The sequence below is a fragment of the Paraglaciecola sp. 2405UD69-4 genome (genome assembly GCF_047525415.1).
In the GTDB taxonomy this organism is placed as follows: Bacteria; Pseudomonadota; Gammaproteobacteria; order Enterobacterales; family Alteromonadaceae; genus Paraglaciecola.
This window is the reverse complement of record NZ_JBLIXM010000002.1, coordinates 529,598-544,397: the sequence shown is the minus strand read 5'-3', so window position 1 is coordinate 544,397 and position 14,800 is coordinate 529,598. Positions and strand designations below refer to the sequence as shown.

Annotated in this window: 11 protein-coding genes; 1 reads left to right on the top strand and 10 read right to left on the bottom strand. The window is 40.6% G+C overall.

Features of this window, described 5'->3' with window-relative positions:
- Positions 1-4 precede the first annotated feature (4 nt).
- From ACMUMK_RS08845 to ACMUMK_RS08820, 6 genes are all read right to left on the bottom strand, one after another.
- Complete coding sequence (locus tag ACMUMK_RS08845; RefSeq protein ID WP_414700765.1) at positions 5-1,243, bottom strand: Nramp family divalent metal transporter; 1,239 nt, start codon at positions 1,241-1,243, stop codon at positions 5-7.
- Between the two features lie 86 nt (positions 1,244-1,329).
- On the bottom strand, positions 1,330-1,764 hold the full coding sequence (locus ACMUMK_RS08840) for an RbsD/FucU domain-containing protein (protein ID WP_414700764.1): 435 nt from the start codon (positions 1,762-1,764) through the stop codon (positions 1,330-1,332).
- A 74-nt stretch (positions 1,765-1,838) separates the two neighbouring features.
- Complete coding sequence (locus ACMUMK_RS08835; RefSeq protein WP_414700763.1) at positions 1,839-2,603, bottom strand: SDR family NAD(P)-dependent oxidoreductase; 765 nt, start codon at positions 2,601-2,603, stop codon at positions 1,839-1,841.
- A gap of 117 nt (positions 2,604-2,720) precedes the next feature.
- Complete coding sequence (locus tag ACMUMK_RS08830) at positions 2,721-5,003, bottom strand: polysaccharide lyase 6 family protein (protein ID WP_414700762.1); 2,283 nt, start codon at positions 5,001-5,003, stop codon at positions 2,721-2,723.
- Positions 5,004-5,141: 138 nt separating this feature from the next.
- Entirely contained in the window at positions 5,142-6,239 is a 1,098-nt protein-coding gene (locus tag ACMUMK_RS08825) for a polysaccharide lyase family 7 protein (protein ID WP_414700761.1), read from the bottom strand.
- 261 nt (positions 6,240-6,500) lie between these two features.
- Positions 6,501-9,455 (bottom strand): TonB-dependent receptor, encoded by a 2,955-nt coding sequence (locus ACMUMK_RS08820; protein WP_414700760.1) that lies wholly within the window; start codon positions 9,453-9,455, stop codon positions 6,501-6,503.
- Between the two features lie 394 nt (positions 9,456-9,849).
- Between ACMUMK_RS08820 and ACMUMK_RS08815 the strand changes: the two genes are divergently transcribed.
- A complete protein-coding gene (locus tag ACMUMK_RS08815; protein WP_414700759.1) occupies positions 9,850-10,689 on the top strand; it encodes a GntR family transcriptional regulator in 840 nt (279 codons plus the stop codon).
- Positions 10,690-10,738: 49 nt separating this feature from the next.
- On the opposite strand, the gene ACMUMK_RS08810 is transcribed toward ACMUMK_RS08815, so the two are convergent.
- The 4 genes from ACMUMK_RS08810 to ACMUMK_RS08795 all read right to left on the bottom strand — a co-directional run bounded on the left by ACMUMK_RS08810 (position 10,739) and on the right by ACMUMK_RS08795 (position 14,506).
- Positions 10,739-11,752, bottom strand: a complete 1,014-nt coding sequence (locus ACMUMK_RS08810; RefSeq protein WP_414700758.1) for an isopenicillin N synthase family dioxygenase — start codon at positions 11,750-11,752, stop codon at positions 10,739-10,741.
- A 126-nt stretch (positions 11,753-11,878) separates the two neighbouring features.
- The gene (locus ACMUMK_RS08805; protein ID WP_414700757.1) at positions 11,879-12,658 is read right to left on the bottom strand and encodes an ABC transporter permease; all 780 of its coding nucleotides are present in this window, start codon (positions 12,656-12,658) and stop codon (positions 11,879-11,881) included.
- The gene (locus tag ACMUMK_RS08800) at positions 12,651-13,457 is read right to left on the bottom strand and encodes an ABC transporter ATP-binding protein (RefSeq protein WP_414700756.1); all 807 of its coding nucleotides are present in this window, start codon (positions 13,455-13,457) and stop codon (positions 12,651-12,653) included. Before ACMUMK_RS08800 ends, ACMUMK_RS08805 begins: the two co-directional genes overlap by 8 nt.
- Positions 13,458-13,459: 2 nt before the next feature.
- Positions 13,460-14,506, bottom strand: coding sequence for an ABC transporter substrate-binding protein (locus ACMUMK_RS08795; protein WP_414700755.1), 1,047 nt, complete (start codon positions 14,504-14,506; stop codon positions 13,460-13,462).
- Positions 14,507-14,800: the final 294 nt, after the last annotated feature.

The window sequence follows — 14,800 nt, the reverse complement described above, 5'->3', positions numbered from 1 at the left end:
CTAATTAACCTATTAAGGCCAAAACGCCGTTATAAGAAATTATTATTGAAAACAGTAAGGCTAGGCCAAGAACAAAGTTAAGGAAGTACCCTGCGGTATGTTTGGCCATTAGGTCTTTTCTGTTAATCAGTAAAATAATGCCTAAAATCACTAAAGGTAAAACAAATACATTAAAGACTTGAGTGAGTATTTGGCCTTTGACTGGGTTGAAGCCAAGTACCGGAATGGTAAGAGCAAAAATAGCTGCAATTCCGGTAATGACTCTAAATTGGGTTGATTGGGTATCAAGTCTACCTGAGCGGTAGTCTTCAATGAGTAATGGAGCAATTAACATACATGGAAAAACAGATGATAAGCCCGCCGCTAATGTTCCAAAAAAGAATACAGTTAAGGCTGCTTTACCTGCGATGGGCTCAAGGGCATTTACCATATCTAATACATCGGTAACTTTATTGCCATCATGGTAAAGGGCACCAGCGGCAACTGCCATAACGGAGCCACTAATGATAAATACTAAAATGGCAGCAACAATGGCGTCTTTCTTTTGCTGAGCTCTATCTTCTATACCCCAACCTTTGCCTTGGATAAACAATGGGCGCGATAAAAATGTCGCAGCAGCCATGGTGGTTCCCACAAATGCAGCTACCATCATTTTGCCGCCATCCACATTTGGGATAACAGGGACCATACCTTGAATCACCTCTGAAGGTAACGGGCTCACAACAAATAAAGACAGGATGAAAGACAGCCCCATACAAGATACGAATATCACGAGGATTTTTTCAAATAATGAGAATCTACCAATTAATAAAATTGCGTACATAGTGCCTATTACTATTACCGCAATTGCAATGACTACCTCGTACTTATGTTCTACTATCGATGGAAAATACAAGGCTAGCATTTCAAAAATGATATTGGCTGAGATACCGAGTATTCCTACTAAAGAGTTCCATTGCCCAAAACTCACCCCGACTATAATTAGAATCGCCATGGGTTTACCAAATTTGAGATGCTTTTTAAAACTGTATAAGGCGGTTTCGCCCGTGATTAATGCAAAGTTGCCGTAGGCATAGATTAACACCCCAGAAAATAGACAGCTTAATAGTAATACCCATAACAATTGCATTCCAAAAGTGCTACCTGCAACTATCATTGCCGTAACGCTGCCGGTGCCTATGGTATAACCAATAGCCAAAAACGCGGGTCCAAAACTCAATATTGCTCTTATTAATGTTGACACATTTACTCTCCACACACTTTTTATCATTTGCAGGTTTGGGACATTTGCCAGCCTGCTATTTTTAGTCTCAAGGATTTATGTAACCGCTAAAAGTTACTTTCTTCTGCCATTTTCACTACGCCCACTGTAAGAATTAGGTTGGCGAATCGTCTTTGTTCTCCAGTTTGAATAATTAACACTGTGGCAGGGTCGCGAATTTTGTCATAAAAAGCCCAGCGCTCCATTTCCTCCCAGCTGACATCTCCAAGCAAGTCTTTGTATGCATTATGGATTTCGGCATTTGCTTCTGGTGGTTTTTCCATAACGATTGCACCTTGAATTGGGCATACGGCTAATATTCCCTCAAGTACAGTTAGGGCATCTAATAAGCCAGGTCGAAAGTTCAAGTGCACTGTGGTTGAGTTAGGGCCATTCATAGCGCCAACTGGTAAATTTCCATCAGCTATTACTACCTGGGAAAAGTGCCCTGAGCGTGCAAGGGCTTCCATTATGGTGGGGTGTATTACTGCCGTTTTAAGCATCTTTTATTCCTTAAAGCAAACTGCTGATGAGGGGCTAGCAAAGAGCAAGCTTCCACTAATCATGTTCAAAACCATTACATGTTATATACGCCACCATTGATATCTAAGGTCGCGCCAGTAATAAAACCATCATACTCCGAGGCTAGATAAGTGACGGCGCGGGCGACATCGTCCACATTACCGGCACGGTTAATAGGAATGCCTGAAATTGTTTCGTCAGCTGACTCTTTGGTGGTATGGGTATTATGGAATGAAGTACCAAGTATTAGGCCTGGAGCTACGGCGTTGACACGCGTTCCTTGTCCACCTAGCTCTGAAGCTAAGGCGCGAGTAAAGGTCAAAATTGCGCCTTTACTTGTTGAGTAAACAAGAGATCCTGCATGTCCACCTTTGCGACCTGCAAGTGATGCAAGGTTTACTATGCTGCTGTTTTCGTTCTTAGCTAAATAAGGTGAGGCGGCACGGGTAACAAACATCATGGATGTAAGGTTGATATCCATAACCTTATGCCAAAAATCAGCATCCATATCATGTAAAGAGCGCCGTCCTACGAGTGAACCTGCATTATTAATTAATATATCTAAGCCACCAAGGGCAGATACCGCTGCCGCAACAACAGAGTTTGCTTCTGCTTCTGTGGTTAAATCTCCACTTATTGCTATGGCTTTTTGGCCCTTATTAGTGGCATACTCAACCAATGAGTTGGCTGTGTCAGCACTCGAAAAATAGTGAACTGCGATATTGGCACCGTTATCAATTAATAGTTTAGTGGTTGCTTCTCCAATTCCTTGAGCACCCGCTGTAATAAGAATATTTTTGCCTTGTAATTTATTGTTCATGTTTTCTTTGACTCTATTCGGTTGAAGGGAAGGGGGAGCTTCTTGGCTTAAGAAATGCCTTTGCTACCCTGGGGCTACAAAGGCATTTTTATATTCAAGAAACCTACTTGCTAAACCTTATTTGTAAACAACATTGTCGATTTTATATCCATTGTTGTTAGCATTAATGTGGCCTGTATCTTTCATCACCACATCTTTAATAACAGTTACGGGATCGCCATTGGTAAGGAATAACTCCAGTGGCGCACTTTTATCCCAAGTGGTATTGGAAATGTTCAACTTCTGGACCCCATGGAAGTACATAGAGGCTCCGGATCTATGAGTAGGGCCCTTACCAACGTTAGTTAACGTGTTATTTGATACTGTAACAATTGGACCAAAGGTGCTTTCATCGGTACCACCACGATATACTGTCGCCACTTCTTCTTTGATATCGGTAAAGGTGTTACCCGAAATTACTAGGTTTTCGACACTGTATACGCCTAAGTCATCTACTTCTCGGTTTAGCTGTAATATTGCGCCGGTAATGTTTGTGAACTCAGAATCTAAAATTTCGATGGTGTCAGCAAAAGTACCTGCGTTAGCTTTGAAAAAGTAAAAATATCCATTTACATCAAGATCAGTCACTTTTACATTTCGCACGTAAAGTAAATAGTTAATGTTCATAGAATTGCTGCTGGTACTAATAATGTTGTTCCCTTTGTAATCGGGAGACTCAGCACCATCAAACCAGAGGTTTTCAACTTCTAATGCGCCACCATTTTCAATGTTAATGAAATTTGGTTTTTGCGAACGAATAATTGGCTTATCACCCTTTGCAGCCATAATTGTCAAAGGGTGATGAATTTCAGCAAACTTGGTTAACAGGTAATCTCCACCATTTTCTAGCATTAAAATATCGCCAGCTTGGCTCTCTTGTAGTGCGGTAAGAATAGTATCTGTGCCAGAAGGTACGTTGATGGTTTTTCCACTTTGGAAAGCAATGGTAGTTTCTGTTTTAGGATAGTAACTTGCGCCAACTTCCTCTTTGGTAACTGGTAGTTTTACTTCTCCAAAGCCTATTTCTTCAAGTAGATCTTCATCTGGGCTTTTCAGACCATATTTGTTGGTAGTAACCGAGTATGGGGTACTTGCAAAGCCTGATTGAATTGGTGTACTGGCTTCTTCATTAAGGTAGTTACCTTCGAAGTTAATACCCGACATGTCATCATATAAAGTAAAGGGGCTTAAATTTGTTTTACCTAAGATTATGTTCCCTTTAAATTCAGATGTAGTGGGCGGGGCTGAACGTTCTTCATCAGAGCCTGCGCCTAATTCGATATGATCACTATCGATAACAATATTATTGTTCATAGCCGAGTCGATGACAGGGTCGTATCTATTAGGTGGAGAGTTAGGTACGCCATTCATTATTACTAGGGCACCACGTAAACGTTTACCTGTTAACCCATACATGTAGTTGTTACTAACAGATTGACTTTCGTTAATGATGCGAATGCCGCCAGTGTTAGGTTTACGGTTTCCTAAAAAGTAGTTACCTTCTACTTTAGTAAAGTGGCCATGACGCATAGTCAAGGTACCTTGAGTTTCAAAGAAAACGTTGTTAATTAAAGCGTTACCACTAGATTTGTTAGAGATGATTTCGTGCTCGCCATTGGTGCGATCAAAGAAATTAAATTGTGCCGTGGTATTAGAGTATTCGCGAGAATAGTGGCTGGTGCCTATCCTTAAAGTTTCGCCACCATTGGCTCCAAGTACTTGCCTTGGGCCAAAGTAGTTGTATTCGATTAAATGATTATTTTTACGGCTACCTTCAGTATTCATGCGAACGGCAACGGTTACACCACGGTTACGTTTGTTAACTAGAGAGTTATGATCCAGGCGGTTGTTTTTACCATACATAGCCACCCACAAATCAGACATTGGCCTGTCGGCTGTACTGAAGTTATCAATTACAACATTGGTGACACGAGAATGGTTAGCTAGGTCGTCATTAGAGGTTCTAAAAGAAATAACTTCACCTGTTGGGGTTGAACCATTTTTAAACACCAAGCCCGATATAACAATGTACTCGCCAGAAAAAGCTAGGTTAGATTGCCCGGTAATGACAACTTTTCCAGGTGTTTGTGCTTTTAGCTCTATTGGTTCATCAGCTGTTCCATTCGCCTTTAATACAAACTCTACGTCTGTCCAGGTTCCATCTGCAAGCACAAGGTCGTCACCCGGCTCTAATGATTTTACTGCTTCATTAAATTGGTCAATATTTTCAACCAGCTTAACGTGTTTAGACGCTGTGTCAGTGCTGGTTTGCGCCTTATCTTCTGTATCCGCTGGGGAACAAGACGATAGTGCTATGCACAATGCTAATGAATAAAAGTGTAGTTTGGACACTTTTGGCATGTTGTTATACTCCTAGTTAATAAATTGATTGGCTAAAAAGTTATGACTTTTTAACTCCATATACGATCTCACACCTAATATGCAGTTGACGATACCCAATACAAAATATTGCTGATTCAATATCGCCCTTTAGTTAATTTACATAGGTACTGAAGGGCTTACCACTAATTTGCTAAATGTGACTTTGGTATAGTCTCCATTAGCTAAATCTTTTTCCCAATTGCCTGTTCCTGGACAAGCGGGATAACGAAAACTGAGCTCAACATCTTTAGTGCTGCATTGATTATAAGCACCAGCTTTAAAATACAATATTTCGTTAGCATACCCTTTGGGGTAATCGGCAGAGTCAAGCTCACTATTGGCATCAAAATTGTTCGCTAGGTTAATTTTATGGTGAACAGTTTCATGGTTTTCGCTAGAAAATACTAAGTGCATAGTGTTGTTATAAATATTAACCGTGTAACTAAACTTTTCGCCTAAGGCTATACCATGCTCTCCTGGGTCAGTTGGATCGTCCCAATTGCTGCCCCAAACAGGGTAGGCAATATCGATTCTTTGTGGGTCATCGGTTGCTAGGTTTCTCTCATAGGTCCAATAAACTGAACCTTTATTATGATTTGGCCACTTTTTGTAGGATATTTTTAAGGGTTCGTTACCCCAACCAAAACCAGGTACTTGCTTATCGTCTTCGACTTGTAGTGCGTGTACTTGGCCAATAACCACTGAGTATGCAGGTGGTTTGTTTGGGTATTTGGCTCGTGTGGCTACATGGTCTACTTGTAGGGTGGCTTCTAACTTACTGCCAATGTAAGCAAACTCATTGGCATTTTCATGTGCTGCTAAAGCAAAGTTATTCTTTTTATCTGACTCGCTTATTGTAAGGTCTTCACCACGAATCATGTAGCGTAATTCACTACGAGTATTGGTGGATGTGCGTTCCGTTGCGGCCTTATTGGGACTTGCAAAAACCATCTGATTTTCATCATCTAGGTAAAAGAAGTCTGGATGTTGATAGGTTTTCAACTCAGCCACATCGTATATATCTGACACTGCATCATTGTTCTCGTCCATAGGTACAGTGAGATACCAGTGGCTTAAGTCAAATACACTTGCCGGTGGCATAGCCGCTGGAGTGAATTTTTCACTTTGTAAAGCATCTGGCTCTACTGTATTCCCACAACTGCTTAATGTCGCAGTTAGTACTGCTGCTGTAATTGCTAGTTTTTTTATAGTCATATGTCATCCCAATAGTATTAATAATTAAAAATGTGACTGATTAGGGTTGCTTCATAATGTCACGTAGGGATTCAAGTTTTTGTCACACTCCATAACCACCTATTTACGGTTTGGAGGTTCCCACATTTAACTGGTTTTATTATCTAATAGTAAATAACGTTAAAATCGCCCCTCATGTGGCGATTGGTTTTGGATGGAGTTGTGGTAAAAAAACGAAGCCAGTTACCCGTTGGGGTAAAAGACTTCGCCCACACACACACGTTAAAACTTAGCGCGTACTCCAATAGTAAAGCGACGGTCTGCTTCACTATATTTCCAGTTGCTATCAAGCTCTGTTACTTGGCGAATTGGCTCGCCAGTTAAATTAACAGCATTAGCTACTAGGGTTACATTGTCGTTTACATCGTAACTAGCTGAAAAATCAAACTGACCACGGGAATCGCGATAGTTATTACCCAAGGTTGGGTCAAAGTAATCAGCTGTTGGGTCTGTACGGTTATAAATACCAGTAGCAAGGGCACCAACTGGGCGAACACGTTTTTCATCTTGAGTGTCTAAGTATTTATCACGCCAGTTGTAAGCTAAACGTACTTGGAACCCTTCATGCTCCCAATAAACCTGTCCATTGAAGGTATGGTTAGATATATCTAGTAAGGGGTTACCATCAGGTTGTTCACTTTCTGCGTAAGTGTAGTTTGTGCTAAAGCCTAAACCAGACCATGCACCAGGCAAGAAACTAAGTTGTTGTTGATAAGCTAGTTCTAGACCGACAATTTCACCACTCCCGCCGTTTACATCTGTATCAATTACAATACCGGTTAGGCCTGCATCTCTTTGTGCTTCTACATAAGCTAGATCTTGAGTACCAGTGGCATAATTTACGTTAGATTGGCTAACACCAGCGGTATCTAGTAAACATACGTTAACGTATTCAGTTACGTTTTGTCCTTCTATGGTGTCGCTATCAGCAACACATGAGCTGCTGCTTACTGTAAATGACTTCACATCTTTATAAAAAATGGCCGCTGACACTAAGCCACCATCTCCAAAGTAATGCTCGGCAGATAAATCATATTGAGTAACACGGTATGGGTCTAATTGATAAGAGCCTTGGGTACCAGTAACAAGGGAGTTATCTACACTTATTGCTGGGCTTAATTCACCAAATTCTGCTCTGCGCATGACTTTTGCTGCAGCAAAACGTATAAGCGTTTCGTCTGTTAAGTTATAGGTAGCATTTAAGCTAGGTAAAAAGTCTGAGTAATCGTTTTTGCCTGTCTCGTCAAATGTGCTAGAGGTTAAATCTGTTGCTACATAACGGGCACCTACTATGGCCGTTAGTTGGTCAAAGTCTAGATGAAACTGTGTATATAGGGCTTGGGTTTTTTCTTGAATTGCAGCATAAGATCCCGTATTGCGGACCATGTTGTCTTCTAGGGTGCCGGTTAACTCATGGCTACTTCCAGCAAGCATTTGCTGAACTCTGTCGTATGTGCCATTGATATTGTAAGCCAGTTGCGCACCGTCATATACATAGTAATGAGTCAGCGCATTGTTGCCTGTGATACCACTTTGGCTAAATGAGTTTGAGTGATTTACTTCTTTAAAACCACCATATGCTGCATTGAAGTCATCAACCCAGATTGGCGTAACTACACCATCAAAAGTGACACTAGTTTGTAGATTTTTAAGCTCAGCGCCGTTAGTTCTTAGGTCATATCTATCAAGTTCATAATCGCGATCAGTGGTGCGAATACCGGCTTTAATTGATGAAATAAAGTCTAAACTTTCAAAGGGTTCGTCGTATTGAAAATCAAGGCGAATCGCTGTCTCTTCATTATCTGTGTTATACCTTTGGTGTGTAAACTGTCTAATCGCTAAGTTATCAGGGTTCAATAACGCGTCTTCGTCAGAAAACGCAAGGCCAGGCACAGTGTCACCATTTTGGGTCATGGTGATTGTGAATAAATGCTCGGTTATCGTGCCATCTTCTTCATATTGGTCACGTGAGATTGGGCGTAAGTTAAATTCAGAATTAGTACGTCTAGACTCTGATTTAGTATAAGCAATTTCCCCTGACACTTTTAGTTGGTCAGTTAACTGCCATTCACCGCCTAATGCATTTGAAATAGATTCATTAGTAGTAAAATCCGCCCAGGTTTTTGGCTGTACAAAAACACTACCAGAACCAAAGTTATGAAGCTGCCCTTGCGCATCTCCGTAGGCTTCATCTAGTATCAGGTCGCTATAATCTTTACTGTCATTTAGTACCGAATAGGCTTCTTGGCCACCGTCTAATTCTGTGGCGTTAATATCTAAATAAATAAAGCCATCTGCACTTTCTGGAGCCCATTGAAGTGAAATACCATATGCAGTACGTTCACGTTGTTCTGTTTTTTGTTCAACTGTATTTTGACTTCTTACTAAGTAGTTTCCACTTGGGGTATTGGCTTGATCGCTTGTTCCGTCACCGTCTAAGTCTAGCTCTGTAGGAGTAACAAGGTTAATAAACTCATCTCGGCGTAATGTACGGTCTTGGTAGGCTAAAACAACGGAGGCACCAAATGTACCAGCGTCACCTAAGTCCCAATTTGTGCCGGCTGATACATTAAACTTAGGTGCCCAGTTTTCAGTTTTATCAGCGTATTCACCATCTAGTGTAAATGCGACTAGTGGCTCATCTAATTCAAGAGGGCGAACCGTTGTCATGTTGATGGTCCCACCTAGGGCGCCTTCAATCATTTCAGGAGTAGGAGATTTGATTACTTCGACAGTTTTCAAAAAGCTCGAAGGGAAATCATCTAAACTAATACCACCACGACCATCACCTGAAGTAGAACGGCCATTTAACTCAACGCGGTTTTGAGAAATACCACGGATAGTAACTGATTCACCCACACCAAAGTCGGTACTAATTGACACACCGGTAATCCGTTGTAGGGCCTCAGCGATGTTGTTATCGGGAAGTTTACCTATGTCTTCAGCAACAATTGCGTCCACGATGCGAGAGTCAAAGCGTTTTTGACGGGCTGACTCAGCTAGGCTTCCTGCTATACCTTGTACTTGGATTACTTCAACTTCAGCCGCTGTTTCGTTGGCTTCTTGAGCTAGGGCGGGGCTTGCTAGTAAAGCAGCTAATGTTGCACCAAACAATTTTGCATTGCGATTGGCGTATCTATCTTGGTTAAACATAGTGGTAATTTTGTTTAGTTTCATTGTTCTCTCCTTTGTTTATATATTTCCTGTACTGCTTTTTAAAATATACAGGAGATATATCAATTTTCCGCGTGGGTAGGGCCACTGCAGATCTAATATATTAGTTGTCGTTTTTATATATCAGATGCATTTTAAGTTTATTTGTTCTAAAATCGCAACAACTTTTTAACAATAATTTTTATTTACCAACATAAAGTTACTAAAGTGTGGGTTTCACTAACACATAAGTAGCATTTACGTGGCTTTGTATTTGGGTGATACTTTTGCGTCAGGGGGCGGGATACCTGGCTGAGGTGTAAGCAATAGATTGAAATTCATTGCTTTTGCTTGCAAGCATCTTATATATGGATATAAGGTGTGGTGATTTTAGAATAAGAGGCTATTAACGTATTTAATGAACACTATTAACTTTGAAATTAAAAGTATCGACAAAATAATAGCGTCTGGTATTTCTAAGGAGGGCAGTTTAGTCGATCAAATTTACTGGGTATTGCGCGACAATATTATTAATTTGTCTTTGCCTCCTGATATGCCGTTAGTAGAAAAAGAAATTGCTTCTATTTTTGAAATTAGTAAAACACCAGTAAGAGAAGCGCTCATTCGCTTAGCGAATGACGGCTTAGTACAGATTATCCCTAAAAGTGGCAGTTACGTTACAGCGATTAGCTTAGAAAGATATTTAGAGGCATGCTTTATTCGAACTAACCTTGAAGGTGGATGTGTTAAACGCCTAGCCGATAAAGGGATTAGCATGTCTGAACAGGTACAGTTGAAGGCCATCATTACTGAGCATAAACAGATTGATGATGATGACACTAATCCAAATAGTACTTACCACAACTCGCCATCCTATGAGATAAATGAATTGTTTCACCGTACTTTGTTTGAATATGCTGGCATTCTTGGAGCTTGGTTATTGCTAGATAGTTCGAGGGCTGAAATAGACAGAGTTAGAAACCTCAAGGCTATGATTGGAATTGATCGAAATACCTCAGTGATTAGTGAGCACTCAGATATTGTGGATGCCATCATAAGCCGAGATCCCTCCCGCGCCAAAAAAGCCATGATGTATCATATTGGTGATGTTGATGATGAAATGGAGTTTATTTCAAATAACCCAGAGTTTATTAGGGCGATGGATGTATTCAACTCAGTTATTAGTGAACAGAGTAACCGCCGAAACGCAAGCCGTTACAACGGTAAACTGTTTGTAGGTAATAGAGTGGTTTTTTAGAAAAATAAATAATAAACAAAGGTTTACCTAAGTTTTTTAAAGTGTCGTCCTAACCTTTGCCACTGAAGTTGGCTGCTATACGCATTTTTAAGTAATCTTCTGCGCTAATTGGTTCATAGGTTTTATTCGGCCCTTGAATGGTTATATTTTTATTCGCTTGGCAGAAAAAAGCCATACTGTAGCGAGGCTTTTGAAACTCTCCTTGGTGGGGCATTCTGACCCTGTGTAGTGTGGATTTTAGCTGGTCATCACTCCAACGCATTAACATATCCCCAATATTACAAGTAATTACTTCGTCTAAAGCCTCTACTTCACACCAAGATTGATGAACTGATGCATCTTTACCCGCGCATACCTGTAATCCGGCTTGGCCTTTTTTCTGAAAAACCATAGTTAGGCAGTCGTAGTCAGTATGGGCTCCAGCACGCCAGGTGTTTTCTGGTAATTGAGTGTTTTCTGGTAAGGGGAGGTAATGTAATAAGCGGAGCGTACTTTGATAGTCCTTTTGAGATCTATCGTGAGCGCTTGTAAAAAAGTCCCGTTTAAATCCAAGTTTGTATGCAAAGCATTGTAATACCTGCATACCTAACTGCCAGGCTTGTTGCTCCATTTTTAGAATACTTTCTTGAAAGTTTGGCAGTTCTTTCGTTGCTGGCCATAGGCCTTGCATATGGGGCAAGGTTACTTGAAACGACTCCTTTTGGTCAGCAACACCAGTGGAGGGGCGAACTTGTTCCATATATTCCCAACCCGCATTTAAGCCTTTTTTGAGTGGGTACTGGGATTTTATTGATTTTTCGAGGTTGAAAAATTGCTGAGCTTCTGAAAATGCTTGGTTAATACTTTCTATTGGCAGGCCGTGATTCACTAATTGAAAAAAGCCAACTTGCGTGGCAGCGTCCCATAATTGGGTGGCAATCGATTCAAAGCGTACTTCAAAGTCACTTAAATCAATTTTAGGAATACTCACCTGTTGCATGTCTGTAGATACTTTACTGAAACTAGCTTCTCTTGCTAATTCTTGAAGTTCATAGTTTTGCTGTTTTGTGGTGGGTGTTTTCATTTTTTACTCTCTTTAAGTTTAATAACAAGAGCAATGCTGACACTAAGCAGCGCTTATACTCATTAAGCCATATTTAATAGCTAGTGACTTTGTTAACACCGTTAATTAAATAACGGGTTTAGGCTATCAAAATTTATCCTTCGGTAAACTCCATCGAAAAAATACATATTGAGTTAGCTGTACAGTTTTGAACAATAATAAGCTTAAGGTTGACAGAATAACTAACGCAGCGAATGCTTGGGGAATTTTAAAGTACGAAGTAGAAAACTGTACAAAATATCCTAGCCCTTGTTCAGCAGCAACAAACTCTGCGACCACTGCACCAATAATGGCTAACGTTATCGCCACTTTCATACCACTGAAAATATGTGGCACTGCGTAAGGTAAACGAATGTGCCAGACTTCCTTAGCAGCTGAGGCCTTTAAAGATCTGGATAATTCTAATAATTCTTCAGGAGTGGACATCATACCCGTTGTCGCTGATACCACTAGTGGAAAAAATGTGATCAAACAAGTAATGGTGAGCCTTGGGGCTTCGCCGGCGCCTAATATCACAACCATTAATGGGGCAATGGCTACCACTGGGGTAGATTGAATGATTACGAGAACTGGATATAAGGTTTTGGCAAGAAACCTTGATTTTACCATCAAAATAGCCAAAGGTAGGCTGATAAGTAAAGATATGCAAAATCCCAACAAGGCGACCCGTAAAGTTGCCCAAATATGTAAGCTCCAACGACTTGTTTCAACTTCGACAAAAGCTTGATAAATCGCTGATGGCGCAGGTAAAAGAAAGCTTGGTATATCAAAAACATTTACCGATATTTCCCAAATGGGAAGTATGGCTAACATTGCTAGAGTGGGGAGCATCTTAGAAAATAACTGGTTAAATTTGAACTTATCCATTAGCCGCTCCAAGCCCTGTTATGTCGTTACTCTTTGTAGGAGCATAAATGAGTTTTCGAATACTGTGGGTGTAAGCACTAAACTCTGGTGTGTCCATTGTCATTAAAGACCTAGGTCGTGGTAAGTCTATCTTTATTTCAGCCAGAATCTTGGCAGGTCTTGGACTTAATACCAGAACCTTATCAGCTAGTAATACGGCTTCTGATATTGAGTGGGTAATAAACAGTACTGTTTTAGGCTTTTGTCGCCAAATATCTAATAGCTCGAACCCCATTTGTTCGCGAGTAAGAGCATCTAATGCTGAAAACGGCTCATCCATAATTAATATTTCAGGATCCATCAATAGCGCCCTAGCTATACCCACTCTTTGTTGCATGCCGCCCGATAATTGTTCTGGCATGTGCTTAGCAAAATCTTTTAACCCCACCATATCTAGCATGGCTAGGGCTGCTTCCTTAGCTTTAGAAGAGATACGTCCTTCTTTATGTTGAATAGGAAAGAGTACGTTTTGTATAACATTTTTCCATGGAAGTAAGGTTGGTTTTTGGAATACTATGCCGGTATTTGACTGAGGTCCTACTACAGGAAAATCAAAAATTGAAACTTGGCCTTCGGTTGCCGTAAATAAACCAGCTAGTAGTCTAAGTAATGTGGACTTGCCACACCCTGAAGGCCCCAAGACTGCGACAAACTCTCCTTGGGTTATTGAAAAGTTGATGTTTTCTAAGGCACAAACGTTTTGGCCTGTTTTGGCCTTGTAGGTATGACCAACGTCATTAAAGGTAACGTGAGGCAGCACAGTTATTTGGCCTCAAGACTTTCAGAGTGTGTATCTGCAATGGCACTGGATATCTCAATGGCTTTCATAATGTCACGGTTTATTGCCGTTTCTGGATCTAAAGCATCGAGTTCAAAGCCTTGGGATTTAGCTACCCATGACCAAGATGTTGCAAGGCGCTTCGGGTTAATGATACCTAAACCATGGGCTTTGCTCGCGTCGTTGTATACTAAACTGCGGATGTTGTTAATCGTGTCTAATGCTATTTGAGTGTCTACTTCGGGTACTAGTTTATTAACGAGTGCCGCTGATTCTTCTGGGTTTGCCCAAGTAAATTCTATAGCTTTTTGAAATGCTATAATAAAACGTTTTGCCACATCAGGTCGGGCGGCAAGAAATTTATCAGTACCTACAATGACAGTAGAATAAAACTCTAATCCCGCATCATACCAAGGCATGACATTGAGCTCTTTTCCCACTGTAGCCACTTGTGATTGGTATTTTACAGTATCGGTTAACCAAGAAATGATGACGTCTGTTTGTCCCATAGCTAGCATGGGGCCTAGGGCTCCAGCATCGACTTTTATCACTCGGATGCTGTCTTCTGGAATGTTATTAATGTCTAAAAGCAAAGGTAAAAAAACAATTGAGGAGCTAAATGCTGAGGTAGCGACTCGCTTTCCTTTTACATCAGCTACAGAATCTATACCTGAGCCTTTGAGTGAGAAAAAACCATGGGGAGCTTTACTAAACACGCTCATTATTGCGGATACAGGAAGGGGCTCTCTTGCTTTAGCGGCAAGTAACGATGACAAGTCAGCATAGCCAACATCCGCTATACCTACGCCTAATTTAGTGAGTGAATCAGAAGAGCCTTTACCATGGGATATCTTTACTTTGATATTTTGCTCTTTGAAGAACCCCTTACCGATAGCTACATACAAGGGTGCTTTGTCGCCACCTGGTAACCAATCTAACTGAAATGTCACTTCATCCATTTGAGCGCCTCTGGCAGAAACACAAAAAAGAATTAGAGCAAAGGTAAAACGAGGAATAAGGTTTGTCTTCATTGTGAGCCTCAATACAAACTAAAAAGTTAGGAGTCGACGAAAAAACGCATTTGATAAAAAGTTTGTTTAATAGTGGGGATGTAAACGACGCGAGCTATTCGTTGCAATATTATTTAACACGCTCACACCCCAACTAACTAGCCCAAGCTAATTACCTGTTGCGAGCAATGCCCTAGAAAAAACACCCAACAATAATCGGCTGTTTTAACCTGACCGCTTCTACTCATAATTTTTATTTATGGATGTAATTACTGAAAATGTTTACATCATATTTAAGCGGTAATTAGCAGTTAA

What these genes read in the sequence shown, in the direction of transcription:
- ACMUMK_RS08840 (WP_414700764.1), bottom strand. Translation starts at nt 1,764, where the DNA reads ATGCTTAAAACGGCAGTAATACACCCCACCATAATGGAAGCCCTTGCA.
- ACMUMK_RS08835 (WP_414700763.1), bottom strand. Translation starts at nt 2,603, where the DNA reads ATGAACAATAAATTACAAGGCAAAAATATTCTTATTACAGCGGGTGCT.
- ACMUMK_RS08830 (WP_414700762.1), bottom strand. Translation starts at nt 5,003, where the DNA reads ATGCCAAAAGTGTCCAAACTACACTTTTATTCATTAGCATTGTGCATA.
- ACMUMK_RS08825 (WP_414700761.1), bottom strand. Translation starts at nt 6,239, where the DNA reads ATGACTATAAAAAAACTAGCAATTACAGCAGCAGTACTAACTGCGACA.
- ACMUMK_RS08820 (WP_414700760.1), bottom strand. Translation starts at nt 9,455, where the DNA reads ATGAAACTAAACAAAATTACCACTATGTTTAACCAAGATAGATACGCC.
- ACMUMK_RS08815 (WP_414700759.1), top strand. Translation starts at nt 9,850, where the DNA reads ATGAACACTATTAACTTTGAAATTAAAAGTATCGACAAAATAATAGCG.
- ACMUMK_RS08810 (WP_414700758.1), bottom strand. Translation starts at nt 11,752, where the DNA reads ATGAAAACACCCACCACAAAACAGCAAAACTATGAACTTCAAGAATTA.
- ACMUMK_RS08805 (WP_414700757.1), bottom strand. Translation starts at nt 12,658, where the DNA reads ATGGATAAGTTCAAATTTAACCAGTTATTTTCTAAGATGCTCCCCACT.
- ACMUMK_RS08795 (WP_414700755.1), bottom strand. Translation starts at nt 14,506, where the DNA reads ATGAAGACAAACCTTATTCCTCGTTTTACCTTTGCTCTAATTCTTTTT.